Annotated in this window: 15 protein-coding genes; 12 read left to right on the top strand and 3 right to left on the bottom strand. The window is 70.3% G+C overall.

Features of this window, described 5'->3' with window-relative positions; all coding sequences use genetic code 11:
* Positions 1 to 142: 142 nt before the first annotated feature.
* Positions 143 to 514, top strand: coding sequence for a hypothetical protein (locus AC07AB_RS16880; RefSeq protein WP_478566757.1), 372 nt, complete (start codon positions 143 to 145; stop codon positions 512 to 514).
* A 359-nt stretch (positions 515 to 873) separates the two neighbouring features.
* Here AC07AB_RS16880 and AC07AB_RS16885 read toward each other — a convergent pair whose 3' ends face one another.
* The 3 genes from AC07AB_RS16885 to AC07AB_RS16895 form a co-directional block, all read right to left on the bottom strand.
* Positions 874 to 1,878: a COX15/CtaA family protein gene (locus AC07AB_RS16885; RefSeq protein ID WP_478566760.1), complete on the bottom strand. Its 1,005-nt coding sequence runs from the start codon at positions 1,876 to 1,878 to the stop codon at positions 874 to 876.
* Positions 1,879 to 1,983: 105 nt separating this feature from the next.
* Positions 1,984 to 2,754, bottom strand: coding sequence for an ABC transporter permease (locus AC07AB_RS16890; protein ID WP_478566763.1), 771 nt, complete (start codon positions 2,752 to 2,754; stop codon positions 1,984 to 1,986).
* Positions 2,751 to 3,677, bottom strand: coding sequence for an ABC transporter ATP-binding protein (locus AC07AB_RS16895; protein ID WP_478566766.1), 927 nt, complete (start codon positions 3,675 to 3,677; stop codon positions 2,751 to 2,753). Before AC07AB_RS16895 ends, AC07AB_RS16890 begins: the two co-directional genes overlap by 4 nt.
* 146 nt (positions 3,678 to 3,823) lie before the next feature.
* Here AC07AB_RS16895 and AC07AB_RS16900 point away from each other — a divergent pair, with 146 nt between their 5' ends.
* The 11 genes from AC07AB_RS16900 (at position 3,824) to dapD (ending at position 12,704) form a co-directional block, all read left to right on the top strand.
* A complete protein-coding gene (locus AC07AB_RS16900) occupies positions 3,824 to 4,612 on the top strand; it encodes a helix-turn-helix transcriptional regulator (protein ID WP_478567129.1) in 789 nt (262 codons plus the stop codon).
* On the top strand, positions 4,609 to 6,030 hold the full coding sequence (sufB, locus tag AC07AB_RS16905; protein WP_478566768.1) for a Fe-S cluster assembly protein SufB: 1,422 nt from the start codon (positions 4,609 to 4,611) through the stop codon (positions 6,028 to 6,030). The genes AC07AB_RS16900 and sufB overlap by 4 nt, the downstream gene beginning before the upstream one ends.
* Before the next feature lie 62 nt (positions 6,031 to 6,092).
* The gene (gene sufD, locus AC07AB_RS16910; RefSeq protein WP_478566771.1) at positions 6,093 to 7,316 is read left to right on the top strand and encodes a Fe-S cluster assembly protein SufD; all 1,224 of its coding nucleotides are present in this window, start codon (positions 6,093 to 6,095) and stop codon (positions 7,314 to 7,316) included.
* Complete coding sequence (locus AC07AB_RS16915) at positions 7,313 to 7,651, top strand: non-heme iron oxygenase ferredoxin subunit (protein WP_478566774.1); 339 nt, start codon at positions 7,313 to 7,315, stop codon at positions 7,649 to 7,651. The genes sufD and AC07AB_RS16915 overlap by 4 nt, the downstream gene beginning before the upstream one ends.
* A 7-nt stretch (positions 7,652 to 7,658) precedes the next feature.
* The gene (gene sufC, locus AC07AB_RS16920; protein WP_478566777.1) at positions 7,659 to 8,423 is read left to right on the top strand and encodes a Fe-S cluster assembly ATPase SufC; all 765 of its coding nucleotides are present in this window, start codon (positions 7,659 to 7,661) and stop codon (positions 8,421 to 8,423) included.
* Entirely contained in the window at positions 8,420 to 9,691 is a 1,272-nt protein-coding gene (locus AC07AB_RS16925; RefSeq protein ID WP_478566780.1) for a cysteine desulfurase, read from the top strand. Before sufC ends, AC07AB_RS16925 begins: the two co-directional genes overlap by 4 nt.
* A 10-nt stretch (positions 9,692 to 9,701) precedes the next feature.
* Positions 9,702 to 10,160, top strand: a complete 459-nt coding sequence (gene sufU / locus AC07AB_RS16930) for a Fe-S cluster assembly sulfur transfer protein SufU (protein ID WP_478566783.1) — start codon at positions 9,702 to 9,704, stop codon at positions 10,158 to 10,160.
* Positions 10,157 to 10,495, top strand: a complete 339-nt coding sequence (locus AC07AB_RS16935) for a metal-sulfur cluster assembly factor (protein ID WP_384402847.1) — start codon at positions 10,157 to 10,159, stop codon at positions 10,493 to 10,495. The genes sufU and AC07AB_RS16935 overlap by 4 nt, the downstream gene beginning before the upstream one ends.
* A 229-nt stretch (positions 10,496 to 10,724) precedes the next feature.
* A complete protein-coding gene (locus tag AC07AB_RS16940) occupies positions 10,725 to 11,048 on the top strand; it encodes a DMT family transporter (RefSeq protein ID WP_478566785.1) in 324 nt (107 codons plus the stop codon).
* A complete protein-coding gene (locus tag AC07AB_RS16945) occupies positions 11,048 to 11,590 on the top strand; it encodes a TetR/AcrR family transcriptional regulator (protein WP_478566788.1) in 543 nt (180 codons plus the stop codon). The genes AC07AB_RS16940 and AC07AB_RS16945 overlap by 1 nt, the downstream gene beginning before the upstream one ends.
* 124 nt (positions 11,591 to 11,714) lie before the next feature.
* The gene (gene dapD, locus AC07AB_RS16950; RefSeq protein WP_478566791.1) at positions 11,715 to 12,704 is read left to right on the top strand and encodes a 2,3,4,5-tetrahydropyridine-2,6-dicarboxylate N-succinyltransferase; all 990 of its coding nucleotides are present in this window, start codon (positions 11,715 to 11,717) and stop codon (positions 12,702 to 12,704) included.
* The last annotated feature ends 190 nt before the right edge of the window (positions 12,705 to 12,894 follow it).

Genomic DNA, 12,894 nt, shown 5'->3' on the forward strand with positions numbered 1-12,894 from the left:
TTTTTGTTTGTTGGGTGGGGGGAGGCGGGGGAGCTTTTGGTTGGGGGGGGGTTGGGGGGGGGGGGGGTGGGGGGGGGGCCCCCCCCCCCCCCCCCCCCCCCGCCCGTCGCCATTTGTCTTACCCGTCGGTAGCATCCTGGCCATGGCAGACACCCAGCAGGCCGAAGAGACCGAGCCCGACAAGGCCCAGCGCCGCACGGCCGGGCACGCCAAGCGCCTCGCGAAGCAGATGAAGGCGTTCGCCGAGCACCACGGCGGCACCGCCGAGGGCCAGCTCGCGCACATCGGCCGCGGCGTCACCAGAGTCGCCCTCGTCGGCGCCGACGGAGAATGGGGCAACCTCGTCGCCCCCTCCTACGACAGCGCCCGTGACGCCGCCGGTCTCGCGGGCATCGCCCTCCAGGACGACTTCGACGGCGACCTCGCCGCCAGGGTCCGCACCGGCCCGTACGAGTGGACCCGTATGGCGGGCATTCAGCTCGGCGGCCCCGGCAACCCCACCGCCGATAGCTGACGCTGACGCGGCCCTCGGCCGTTGGACCTACCGGAGAGCGGCTCCTGCGGCCGCCCCGGTGTCCCGGCGCTCGGGGGCGAGGAGGCCGCAGGAGGCGCTGGGGGAGGCCCCGTTCGGCAAGCTGCTGTTCTCCACGCGCGCGCGGGGCCGGACTCGGGTGTGGTGGCCGAGGAGTAGGCGAGCTTCTTCTTCGCACGCGCGCGTGCGGGTCGGCCGAGCTCTATGGGGTGGGCGCGCAGTGGTTCGTGCCGGTCACGGCCCGGCTCGTCGCCGAGTGGATAACCGACGGTGTTTGCGGGCGGGCGGGCGGACGCGCGGCGGATCGCCTCGCTCGTTGCGGCCGGCGCCGCCCGGCGGATCTACCGGCTGGACGCGGCCGGGGCGGCGGGCTGAAGGGCCTCGTGCTCGGCGTGGTCGCCCGAGGGAGCGGGCACCACCGGTGCCCCGGCACGCTCGCGCAGTGACAGGAAGACCCGCAGCACCGCGATCCACACCAGGCAGGACCCGAACATGTGCACCCCGACGAGCAGCTCGGGCGTGTCGGTGAAGTACTGCACGTAGCCGATGAGGCCCTGCGCGAGCAGCACCACGAACATCTCCAGCACCTTGCGGCGCGGCTCCGCGGGAGACTTCACGGCGCGCAGCGTGAACCACAGCGCCGCGGTCAGGCCGACGACGATGAAGACGAAGTCCACGTGCAGCTGGGTGACCTCGCGCCAGTCCAGCGGGATGCGGCGCACGTCCTTGGAGGCGTCGCCCGCGTGCTTGCCCGCGCCGCTGACCACGGTGCCGATGACGATCAGCGCGGTGCTCGCCGCGACGAGCACCCAGGACAGCTGCCGGACCGGCCGGCCGACGAGGTCGCGCGGCTCGGCGTCCCCCTCGCGGGAGCGCTGCCAGGTGATCACCGCGACCGTCAGCAGGCCGGAGGCGAGCAGGAAGTGTGAGCTGACGATGTACGGGTTGAGGCCGGTCAGCACCGTGATGCCGCCGACGACCGCGTTGCCCATCACGAGCCAGAACTGGGCCCAGCCGAGCCGGGTGAGACCGCGGCGGCGGGGGGCGAGGGCCCGCGAGGCGATGATGAACAGGCCGACGACCCCGCAGAGCACATACGTCAGCATCCGGTTGCTGAACTCGATGATGCCGTTGATGCCCATCGCCCCGGTGGGCGTCAGGCTCTCCTCGGTGCAGGTCGGCCAGGTCGGGCAGCCGAGCCCGGACTGGGTCAGCCGCACCGCGCCACCGGTGACGACGATGATCACGGCCATCACGACGGTGGCCAGCGCGGCCCCGCGCACGAAGCGCGCGGAGGGCTGCCAGCGGTCGGCGATGAGCTGGAGGGGGTTCAGCGTATTCGGCACGGGCTCATCGTAATCAGGTGCTTGTGCATCTTTTCACTTGGGGCCCGAGTCGGTGTTCCGGCGCTTTCCACCGGCGGTCCGGGCCGCCAGTCCGGGGCTTGCGGGTCACTCCCAGCGGAACCAGCGGGCGGCGGCGCCCAGACCGAGCACGGCCCATACGGCGAGAATGCCGAGGTCGCCCCAGGGCATCGCCGCGCCGTGCTGGAGGACGTCGCGCAGGCCGTCGGAGAGCGCCGAGATCGGCAGCAGCTCAAGGACGCTCCGCGCCGCCCCCGGGAACTTGTCCAGCGGCACGATGACGCCGCCGCCGATCAGCAGCAGCAGGAAGACCAGGTTGGCGGCGGCCAGGGTCGCCTCCGCCTTGAGCGTGCCGGCCATCAACAGGCCGAGCCCGGAGAACGCGGCGGTTCCGAGCACGAGCAGCGCGAGCACGGCCAGCGGGTTGCCGTGCGGGGACCAGCCCAGGGCGAAGGCGATCACCGCCAGCAGCACCACCTGGAGCGCCTCGGTGACCAGCACCGAGCAGGTCTTGGCGGTCATCAGCGCCCAGCGGGGCAGCGGCGACGCGCCGAGCCGCTTCAGTACGCCGTAGCGGCGCTCGAAGCCGGTCGCGATGGCCTGGCCGGTGAAGGCCGTGGACATCACGGCGAGGGCCAGCACGCCGGGGGCGAGGAAGTCGACGGACTTCCCGCCGCCGGTGTCGATGATGTCGACGGAGCTGAAGAGGGCCAGCAGCAGCGCGGGGATGATGACGGTCAGCAGCAGCTGCTCGCCGTTGCGCAGCAGCATCCGGGTCTCCAGCGCGGCCTGCGCCCGGATCATCCGAGGGAGCGGCGCGGCGCCGGGATCCGGGGTGAACGTGCCCGTCGCACTCATGCGCGCAGCTCCTTGCCGGTCAGCTCCAGGAAGACGTCCTCCAGGGTGTGCCGCTCGACCGAGATCCGGTCGGGCATGACGCCGTTCTGCGCGCACCAGCTCGTCACGGTGGCCAGCAGCTGCGGGTCGACCTCGCCGGAGACGCGGTACGTGCCGGGGGTCAGCTCGACGGCCGCCGACTGGGCGGGGAGCGCCTTCAGCAGCGAGATCAGGTCCAGTCCGGGGCGGCCGCCGAAGCGCAGGGTGTTCTCCGCGCCGCCCTCGCACAGCCGCTCGGGGCTGCCCTGGGCGATGACCTTGCCGCCGTCCACGATCGCGACGTCGTCCGCCAGCTGCTCGGCCTCGTCCATGTGGTGCGTGGTGAGCACCACGGTGACGCCGTCGGCGCGCAGCTCGCGCACCAGCTCCCAGGTGGCGTGCCGGGCCTGCGGGTCGAGGCCCGCGGTCGGCTCGTCCAGGAAGACGAGTTCGGGGCGGCCGACGACGGCCATCGCGAGGGAGAGCCGCTGCTGCTGCCCGCCGGACAGTCGCCGGTAGGCGGTGCGGCCGCAGGCGGCCAGCCCCAGCCGCTCGATCAGCGCGTCGACGTCCACGGGGTGCGCGTGCAGGGAGGCGGTGTGGCGCAGCATCTCCTCCGCGCGAGCTCCCGGATAGACCCCGCCGCTCTGCAGCATCACGCCGATGCGCGGACGGAGCGCGGCGGACTCGGTCACCGGGTCGAGCCCCAGCACCCGGACCGTTCCGGCGTCGGGCCGGCGGTACCCCTCGCAGGTCTCGACGGTGGTGGTCTTGCCCGCTCCGTTGGGGCCGAGCACGGCCGTCAGGGTCCCGCGCGCCACGGACAGGTCGAGACCGTCCACCGCGGTTTTCGCGCCGTACCGCTTCACCAGGCCGACGACCTCGACGGCGCGCTCGTTTCGCATGCCGGGAAGTCTACGAACCGGCGGCGGCCGGCGGTGGCCCGGGGCGCGAAGAGGTCCGGATTAGGTGACCCTAAGTGATCGATGCCACCGTCGCGCCCGGCGGGCAGGGGTTGTACCGGTCCAAGGAATTACGCAACAATGGCGTTGTGAAATACGTGAGCGAGGCCCAGACGGGACCCGCGGCCGACCCGGCCGCCGGGTCCGGCGGCCCTGCGCCCGCGCCCGCCCTCGACGAGCAGCGCGGCACGCGCAACCGCGTCGTCCGTTCCATCCTCGACCACGGCCCGTCCACTACGGCCGAGGTCGCCGTGCGGCTCCAGCTGACCCAGGCGGCGGTCCGCCGCCACCTCGACACTCTCGTCACCGAAGGCGTCGTGGAGCCCCGCGAGAAGCGCGTCTACGGCGCTCGTACCCGCGGGCGTCCCGCCAAGGTCTTCGCGCTCACCGAGTGCGGCCGGGACGCCTTCGACCAGGCATACGACAAGCTCGCCTCGGACGCCCTGCGCTGGATCGCGCAGGCCGCGGGCGGCGGCGAGATGGGCGAGGCGGCGGTCGCGGCCTTCGCGCGCGCCCGCCTCGCGGCACAGGCCGAGGGATATCGGGACGCCGTCGAGGCCGCCGGGCCGCAAGGCCGCGCGGAGGCGCTGGCCAAGGCATTGACCGCTGACGGGTACGCTGCTACGGCGCGAAGCGCACCGGTCGGCGAACAGCTCTGCCAGCACCACTGCCCGGTCGCCCATGTCGCCGAGCAGTTCCCGCAGCTGTGCGAGGCGGAGACCGAGGTCTTCTCCCGCCTGCTCGGGACTCACGTGCAGCGTCTGGCCACCATCGCCCACGGCGACGGGGTGTGCACGACGTTCATTCCGCGCAGCGGGACTGAGCCCGCTCCACAGACCACAGCATCCACCAGCACGGCCGGGAGGAACCCCGCATGACGCTCCCTACGGAGACTGCTCACCCTGAGCTAGAGGGTCTGGGCACGTACGAATACGGCTGGGCCGATTCCGACGTGGCCGGCGCCGCGGCCAAGCGCGGCCTCTCCGAAGAGGTCGTCCGCGACATCTCGCAGAAGAAGTCCGAGCCGGAGTGGATGCTCAAGCTCCGGCTCAAGGGCCTGAAGCTGTTCGACAAGAAGCCCATGCCGACCTGGGGCTCGGACCTCACCGGCATCGACTTCGACAACATCAAGTACTTCGTGCGCTCCACCGAGAAGCAGGCCGCTTCCTGGGAGGACCTGCCCGAGGAGATCAAGAACACCTACGACAGGCTGGGCATCCCGGAGGCCGAGAAGCAGCGCCTCGTCGCCGGTGTCGCCGCCCAGTACGAGTCCGAGGTCGTCTACCACCAGATCCGCGAGGACCTGGAGGAGCAGGGCGTTCTCTTCCTGGACACGGACACGGCGCTCAAGGAGCACCCGGAGATCTTCCAGGAGTACTTCGGCACGGTCATCCCGGTCGGCGACAACAAGTTCGCGTCGCTGAACACGGCCGTGTGGTCGGGCGGCTCGTTCATCTACGTCCCGCCGGGCGTGCACGTCGACATCCCGCTCCAGGCGTACTTCCGTATCAACACGGAGAACATGGGCCAGTTCGAGCGGACCCTGATCATCGTCGACGAGAACGCCTACGTGCACTACGTCGAGGGCTGCACCGCCCCGATCTACTCCTCGGACTCGCTGCACTCCGCCGTCGTGGAGATCATCGTCAAGAAGGGCGGCCGCTGCCGCTACACGACCATCCAGAACTGGTCGAACAACGTCTACAACCTGGTCACCAAGCGCGCCGTGGCCTATGAGGGCGCGACCATGGAGTGGGTCGACGGCAACATCGGCTCCAAGGTGACGATGAAGTACCCGGCCGTCTACCTGATGGGCGAGCACGCCAAGGGCGAGACCCTGTCCATCGCCTTCTCCGGCGAGGGCCAGCACCAGGACGCCGGCGCCAAGATGGTGCACATGGCGCCGAACACCTCCTCCAACATCGTCTCCAAGTCGGTGGCGCGAGGCGGCGGCCGCACCTCCTACCGCGGTCTCATCGAGATCGGCGAGGGCGCCCACGGCTCCAAGTCGAACGTGCTCTGCGACGCCCTGCTGGTGGACACCATCTCCCGCTCGGACACGTACCCGTACGTGGACGTCCGCGAGGACGACGTGTCGATGGGGCACGAGGCGACCGTCTCCAAGGTCAGCGACGACCAGCTCTTCTACCTGATGAGCCGCGGCATGACCGAGTTCGAGGCCATGGCCATGATCGTCCGGGGCTTCGTCGAGCCGATCGCCCGTGAGCTGCCGATGGAGTACGCGCTGGAGCTCAACCGGCTGATCGAGTTGCAGATGGAGGGCTCCGTCGGCTGACCAGGCCGAAGCCCCGTCCGCCACCGAAGCAGTTCTCCGAGAAAGCGAGCAGTACGACAGTCATGGCCGACAACATCCCCGCCGGCGGCACCACGGCCGGATCGATCGAGGTGGGCACCGCGACCGGCGGTCCCCAGCTCGCCGGTCCCGGTACCGGCCGCACTTCCGCGCACCCCGTCGACGCGCGGGTCAGCGCGCCCGCGTCCTATGACGTGGCCGACTTCCCGGTGCCGCACGGCCGCGAGGAGGAGTGGCGCTTCACTCCCCTGGAGCGGCTCAACGGCCTGCACGACGGCACCGCGAAAGCGGGCGGCACCGTGACCGTCACCGTCGACGCGCCCGCCGGCGTGGCGGTGGAGACCGTCGACCGTGACGACCGCCGGGTCGGCGCGTCCGGCAAGCCCGTGGACCGCGTCGCGGCCCAGGCGTACTCCGCCTTCGAGAAGGCGTCCGTCGTCTCGGTGCCCAAGGAGACCGTGCTCACCGAGCCGGTCCGGATCGCCGTGCACGGCGAGGGCGGCACCTCCTTCGGCCACCTGGTCGTCGAGCTGGGCGCGTTCGCCGAGGCCGTCGTCGTCATCGACCACACCGGCGACGCGACCCTCGCCGCCAACGTCGAGTACCTGATCGGCGACGGCGCCAAGCTCACCGTCGTCTCCGTCCAGGACTGGGACGACAAGGCGGTGCACGTCGCCCAGCACACCGCGCTGATCGGCCGGGACGCCTCCTTCAAGTCCGTCGTCGTCACCTTCGGCGGCGACCTGGTGCGGCTGCACCCGCGGATCGTCTACGGCGGTCCCGGCGGCGAGGCCGAGCTGTTCGGCCTGTACTTCACGGACGACGGCCAGCACCAGGAGCACCGCCTCTTCGTCGACCACGACGCCCCGCACTGCCGCAGCAACGTCACGTACAAGGGCGCACTGCAGGGCCGTGGCGCGCACGCGGTGTGGATCGGCGACGTACTGATCCGCGCCGCCGCCGAGGGCACCGACACCTACGAGCTGAACCGCAACCTCGTCCTCACCGACGGCGCGCGCGTCGACTCGGTCCCCAACCTGGAGATCGAGACCGGCGAGATCGTGGGGGCCGGCCACGCCTCGGCGACCGGCCGGTTCGACGACGAGCAGCTTTTCTACCTGATGGCGCGCGGCATCCCGGCCGACGAGGCCCGCCGCCTGGTCGTCCGCGGCTTCTTCGCCGAGCTCGTTCAGCAGATCGGCCTGCCCGACGTCGAGGAGCGGCTGCTCGCCAAGATCGACATCGAGCTGGAAGCGTCCGTCGCATGAGTGCCGACACGTTCGTCCGTGCTGCCTCCCTGGGCGACCTCGAAGAGGACACGCCCAAGCGGGTGGAGATCGGCGGCACGCCGGTCTCCCTCGTCCGCACGGAGGGCGAGGTGTTCGCGATCAACGACATCTGCTCGCACGCGAACGTCTCCCTCTCCGAGGGAGAGGTGGAGGACTGTTCCATCGAGTGCTGGCTGCACGGTTCGAGCTTCGATCTGCGCACCGGTAAGCCGAATGGCCTCCCCGCGACGCGCCCCGTTCCCGTATACCCCGTCAAGATCGAAGGAGACGGCCCAGAAGCAACTGTGCTCGTCTCCGTCACCCAGGAGTCCTGAGTTCCCCATGGCAACGCTTGAAATCCACGACCTGCACGTCTCCGTCGAGGTCGACAACGGCACCAAGGAAATCCTGCGCGGCGTCGACCTGACCGTGAAGCAGGGCGAGACGCACGCCATCATGGGCCCCAACGGCTCCGGCAAGTCGACCCTCGCGTACTCCCTCGCGGGCCACCCCAAGTACACGGTCACCGGTGGCACCGTCACCCTCGACGGCGAAGACGTCCTGGAGATGACGGTCGACGAGCGCGCCCGGGCCGGCGTTTTCCTCGCCATGCAGTACCCCGTCGAGGTCCCCGGCGTCTCCGTCTCCAACTTCCTGCGCACCTCCGCGACCGCCATCCGCGGCGAGGCCCCCAAGCTGCGCACCTGGGTGAAGGAGGTCAAGTCCGCGATGGAGCAGCTCCACATGGACCCCGCCTTCGCCGAGCGCAACGTCAACGAGGGCTTCTCCGGCGGTGAGAAGAAGCGCCACGAGATCCTCCAGCTGGAGCTGCTCAAGCCGAAGATCGCGATCCTCGACGAGACCGACTCGGGCCTGGACGTGGACGCTCTGCGCACCGTCTCCGAGGGCGTCAACCGGGTCCGCGAGGGCGGCGAGGTCGGCACTCTCCTCATCACCCACTACACGCGCATCCTGCGCTACATCAAGCCCGACTTCGTGCACGTCTTCGCGCACGGCCGCATCGCCGAGTCCGGCGGCGCCGAGCTCGCGGACAAGCTGGAGAACGAGGGCTACGAGGCATACGTGAAGGGCGGCGCAACCGCGTGACACAGCTGTCGGGCCCCCTCACCGCGTCTGTTTACGATGTCGAGGCGATCCGCAAGGACTTCCCGATCCTGGACCGCCAGGTCCACGACGGCAAGAAGGTCGTCTACCTCGACAACGCGGCAACTTCCCAGAAGCCGCGCCAGGTGATCGACGCGCTGAGCGGCTACTACGAGCGGCACAACTCCAACGTCCACCGCGGTGTGCATGTGCTCGCCGAGGAGGCCACGGCGCTGTACGAGGGCGCGCGCGACAAGGTCGCCGCCTTCATCAACGCGCCGAGCCGCGACGAGGTGATCTTCACCAAGAACGCCTCCGAGTCGCTGAACCTCGTCGCGAACATGCTCGGCTGGGCCGATGAGCCCTACCGCGTGGACCGCGACACCGAGATCGTCATCACGGAGATGGAGCACCACTCCAACATCGTGCCGTGGCAGCTGCTCTCGCAGCGCACCGGCGCGAAGCTCAAGTGGTTCGGCCTCACCGACGACGGCCGTCTCGACCTGTCCAACATCGACGAGATCATCACCGAGAAGACGAAGATCGTCTCGTTCACCCTGGTCTCCAACCTGATGGGCACGATCAACCCGGTCGAGGCGATCATCCGCCGCGCGCAGGAGGTCGGTGCGCTGGTCGCCATCGACGCCTCGCAGGCCGCCCCGCACATGGTGCTGGACGTCCAGGCCCTGCAGGCCGACTTCGTGGCCTTCACCGGCCACAAGATGTGCGGCCCGACGGGCATCGGCGTCCTGTGGGGGAGGCAGGAGCTGCTGGAGGACCTGCCGCCCTTCCTCGGCGGCGGCGAGATGATCGAGACCGTCTCGATGCACTCTTCGACCTACGCTCCCGCGCCGCACAAGTTCGAGGCGGGCACGCCCCCGATCGCCCAGGCCGTCGGCCTCGGCGCGGCGGTGGACTACCTCACCGCGATCGGCATGGAAAAGATCGCCGCGCATGAGCACGCGATCACCGAGTACGCGGTCCGCAGGCTCCAGGAGGTCCCGGGCCTGCGCATCATCGGCCCCGTCACGGCGGAGGACCGGGGCGCGACGATCTCCTTCACGCTCGGCGACATCCACCCGCACGACGTGGGCCAGGTCCTCGACGAGCTGGGCATCGCCGTGCGGGTGGGCCACCACTGTGCGCGCCCGGTCTGCCTGCGGTACGGAATTCCCGCGACCACGCGAGCGTCGTTCTATCTGTATTCCACCCACGCCGAGGTCGACGCCTTGGTCGAGGGCCTGGAGCACGTACGGAACTTCTTCGGGTAGGGGTGGTCACGTGAAGCTCGATTCGATGTACCAGGACGTCATCCTGGACCATTACAAGCACCCGCACGGGCGGGGGCTGCGGGACGGTGACGCCGAGGTCCACCACGTCAACCCGACATGCGGCGACGAGATCACCCTGCGCGTGCGGCTCAACGGCGCGACCATAGAAGACGTGTCGTACGAGGGACAGGGCTGTTCGATCAGCCAGGCCAGTGCCTCCGTCCTGAACGACCTGCTGGTCGGCAAGGAGCTCGGCGAGGCGCAGCGGATCCAGGAGACCTTCCTGCTGCTGATGCAGTCGAAGGGCAAGCTGGAACCGGACGATGAGATGGAGGAGGTGCTGGAGGACGCGGTGGCGTTCGCCGGTGTCTCCAAGTACCCGGCCCGTGTGAAGTGTGCCCTGCTGAGCTGGATGGCCTGGAAAGACGCCACGACCAAGGCCCTCTCCGAGGAGGCGAAGACCGCATGAGCGAGAACGCAGCTGTGACGACGAAACCGGCTTCCGAAGAGGAGGTCCGCGAGGCGCTGTACGACGTCGTCGACCCCGAGCTGGGCATCGACGTCGTCAACCTCGGACTGATCTACGGCATCCACGTCGACGACGCCAACATCGCCACTCTCGACATGACGCTCACGTCGGCGGCCTGTCCGCTGACCGACGTCATCGAGGACCAGGCGAAGTCGGCCACCGAGGGCATCGTGAACGAGCTCCGGATCAACTGGGTCTGGATGCCGCCGTGGGGCCCGGACAAGATCACCGACGATGGCCGGGAGCAGCTCCGCGCGCTGGGCTTCAACGTCTGACAGCCCGCACGCCCGACTGACAGCACGCCCGACTGACCGGCCGCCCGCCCGACGGGTCGGCTGGACGTCCTACGCCGAGCAGCCCGCCCCAGACCGAGGTCAGGGGCGGGCTGCTCGGCGTGTGTGGCGGTTGGTTCCGCTGCCGCGCCTGGGGCGGCCACCGTCGCGAGGGGGTGGGTGCAGGGATGAGTGTGTACGGTCGTACGTAACGTTGTGTACGCTCGTACCTATGCCTTACGTGATGCTGACCGGCGCGATCCTCTCCGAGGTTCTGGCGACCACGGCCATGAAGTACAGCCACGGCTTCAGCAGGCTGTGGCCGTCGCTGGGCACCGCCGCCGGTTATCTGATCGCCTTCGTGCTGCTCGCGCAGACGCTGAAGAGCATGGAGGTCGGGACCGTCTACGCCATCTGGTCGGCGGCCGGGACCGCCGTCATCGCGGCGATCGGGATGATCTTTCTCGGCGAGGCCGCCACCGCCGCCAAGATGCTGGGCATCGGCCTGATCATCGCCGGCGTCGTGGTGCTCAACGTCGGCGGAGCGTCCCACTGATGGCCCGCCGCTACGACCCGGACCGACGGCAGCGCATCGTCGACGCCGCGATCCGCGTGGTCTCCGAGCGGGGCATCGACGGGCTCAGCCACCGCAGCGTCGCCGCTGCCGCCGATGTGCCGCTCGGCTCCACCACGTACCACTTCGCGACCCTCGACGACCTGCTGATCGCGGCCCTGCGCCAGGTCAACAGCGACCCGGCGTCCTTCCTCGCGAGCTGGGAGCGCTATCTGGGCTCGGGACAGTCGCTCGTGGACGGGCTCCTCCGGCTGCTGGAGGACTGCGCGGCCACGGACGACCGCAGCCGTGTACGGCTGGAGTACGATCTCTACCTCGCGGCCCTGCGCCGCGACCGGCTTCAGCCGCTCGCCGCGGTCTGTCTGGACGAGATGGTCGAGCTGCTCGCCCGGTACACCAAGGACGCCGCGACCGCCCGGACGCTCGTCGCGCTGATCGACGGGCTGCTGCTCCAGCTGCTCCTCACCGGGCGCCCTTTCGACCGGGCGGAAGTGCGGGCGGCGCTGGCGCGCGTCATCGGCTGAGCCGGTACGGTCGTGCGCCGCGCGCGACGAGATCGCCGGGGAACCGGCGGGGGAGCGGCCGATTGCGGAGCCGAGCGCCGGGACCGGTTCGCTTCGACGGGCCGTGTCCGGTTATTTTTCGGTCATGACCGATGCTGCTGCCCCCCGTACCACCGGCGCTGTCGCCGCCGGCCTCGCCACCATCACCGAGGACGGCACCGTCCTCGACACCTGGTTCCCGGCGCCCGAGCTGACCGCCGAGCCCGGCCCGTCCGGCACCGAGCGGCTGAGCGCCGAGCGCGCCGCCGAACTGCTGGGCGCCGCCGCCCCCAAGGCCCTGGGCCCCGACCCCCGCCGCGGCGTGGAGATCGTCGCCGTCCGTACGGTCATCTCCTCCCTCGACGAGAAGCCGATCGACACGCATGACGTGTACCTGCGCCTGCACCTCCTCTCCCACCGGCTGGTGCGCCCGCACGGCCAGAGCCTCGACGGCATCTTCGGCCTGCTCGCCAACGTCGCCTGGACCTCCCTCGGCCCCGTCGCCGTCGACCGGATCGAGACGGTGCGCCTGAACGCCCGCGCCGAGGGGCTGCACCTCGCGGTCACCGGCGTCGACAAGTTCCCGCGCATGACCGATTACGTGGCCCCGTCCGGCGTGCGCATCGCCGACGCCGACCGCGTCCGCCTGGGCGCGCACCTCGCCAGTGGAACCACCGTGATGCACGAGGGCTTCGTCAACTTCAACGCGGGCACGCTGGGCACCTCCATGGTCGAGGGCCGGATCAGCGCGGGCGTCGTCGTCGGCGACGGCTCCGACGTCGGCGGCGGCGCGTCGATCATGGGCACCCTCTCCGGCGGCGGCAAGCAGATCATCTCGATCGGCGAACGCTGCCTGCTGGGCGCGGAGGCCGGTATCGGCATCGCGCTGGGCGACGACTGCATCGTCGAGGCCGGTCTGTACGTGACCGCGGGCACCCGCGTCACCCTGCCGGACGGAGAGGTCAGCAAGGCGCTGGACCTCTCCGGCGTGAACAACCTCCTCTTCCGCCGCAACTCCACCTCCGGCCGCGTCGAGGCCCTGCCGCGCTCCGGCTCCTGGGGCGGTCTCAACGAGGCGCTGCACAGCAACGACTGACAGCCGGGCCCCGGCCGCCACCAGCGGACCCCGCGGCGGCCACGGGCGGACCGCGGCCGTCATGAGCGAACCCCGGGGGGGGGGGGGGGGGGAACCCGCCCGACAGCCGCTATTGGTTTTTCCGGGCATAACAGTTCCCCCCCCCCCCACCGGGGGGTCCACCCTCGGAGGTCTATTTCCCCCCTCATCG

This window comes from Streptomyces sp. NPDC044033 (genome assembly GCF_056434425.1).

Excerpts from the sequence above, each read along its gene's own strand:
- AC07AB_RS16915 (WP_478566774.1), top strand. The coding sequence starts at position 7,313 with ATGAGTGCCGACACGTTCGTCCGTGCTGCCTCCCTGGGCGACCTCGAA.
- AC07AB_RS16880 (WP_478566757.1), top strand. The coding sequence starts at position 143 with ATGGCAGACACCCAGCAGGCCGAAGAGACCGAGCCCGACAAGGCCCAG.
- dapD (WP_478566791.1), top strand. The coding sequence starts at position 11,715 with ATGACCGATGCTGCTGCCCCCCGTACCACCGGCGCTGTCGCCGCCGGC.
- AC07AB_RS16895 (WP_478566766.1), bottom strand. The coding sequence starts at position 3,677 with ATGCGAAACGAGCGCGCCGTCGAGGTCGTCGGCCTGGTGAAGCGGTAC.
- sufD (WP_478566771.1), top strand. The coding sequence starts at position 6,093 with ATGGCCGACAACATCCCCGCCGGCGGCACCACGGCCGGATCGATCGAG.
- AC07AB_RS16940 (WP_478566785.1), top strand. The coding sequence starts at position 10,725 with ATGCCTTACGTGATGCTGACCGGCGCGATCCTCTCCGAGGTTCTGGCG.
- AC07AB_RS16890 (WP_478566763.1), bottom strand. The coding sequence starts at position 2,754 with ATGAGTGCGACGGGCACGTTCACCCCGGATCCCGGCGCCGCGCCGCTC.
- sufC (WP_478566777.1), top strand. The coding sequence starts at position 7,659 with ATGGCAACGCTTGAAATCCACGACCTGCACGTCTCCGTCGAGGTCGAC.
- AC07AB_RS16935 (WP_384402847.1), top strand. The coding sequence starts at position 10,157 with ATGAGCGAGAACGCAGCTGTGACGACGAAACCGGCTTCCGAAGAGGAG.
- sufB (WP_478566768.1), top strand. The coding sequence starts at position 4,609 with ATGACGCTCCCTACGGAGACTGCTCACCCTGAGCTAGAGGGTCTGGGC.
- AC07AB_RS16945 (WP_478566788.1), top strand. The coding sequence starts at position 11,048 with ATGGCCCGCCGCTACGACCCGGACCGACGGCAGCGCATCGTCGACGCC.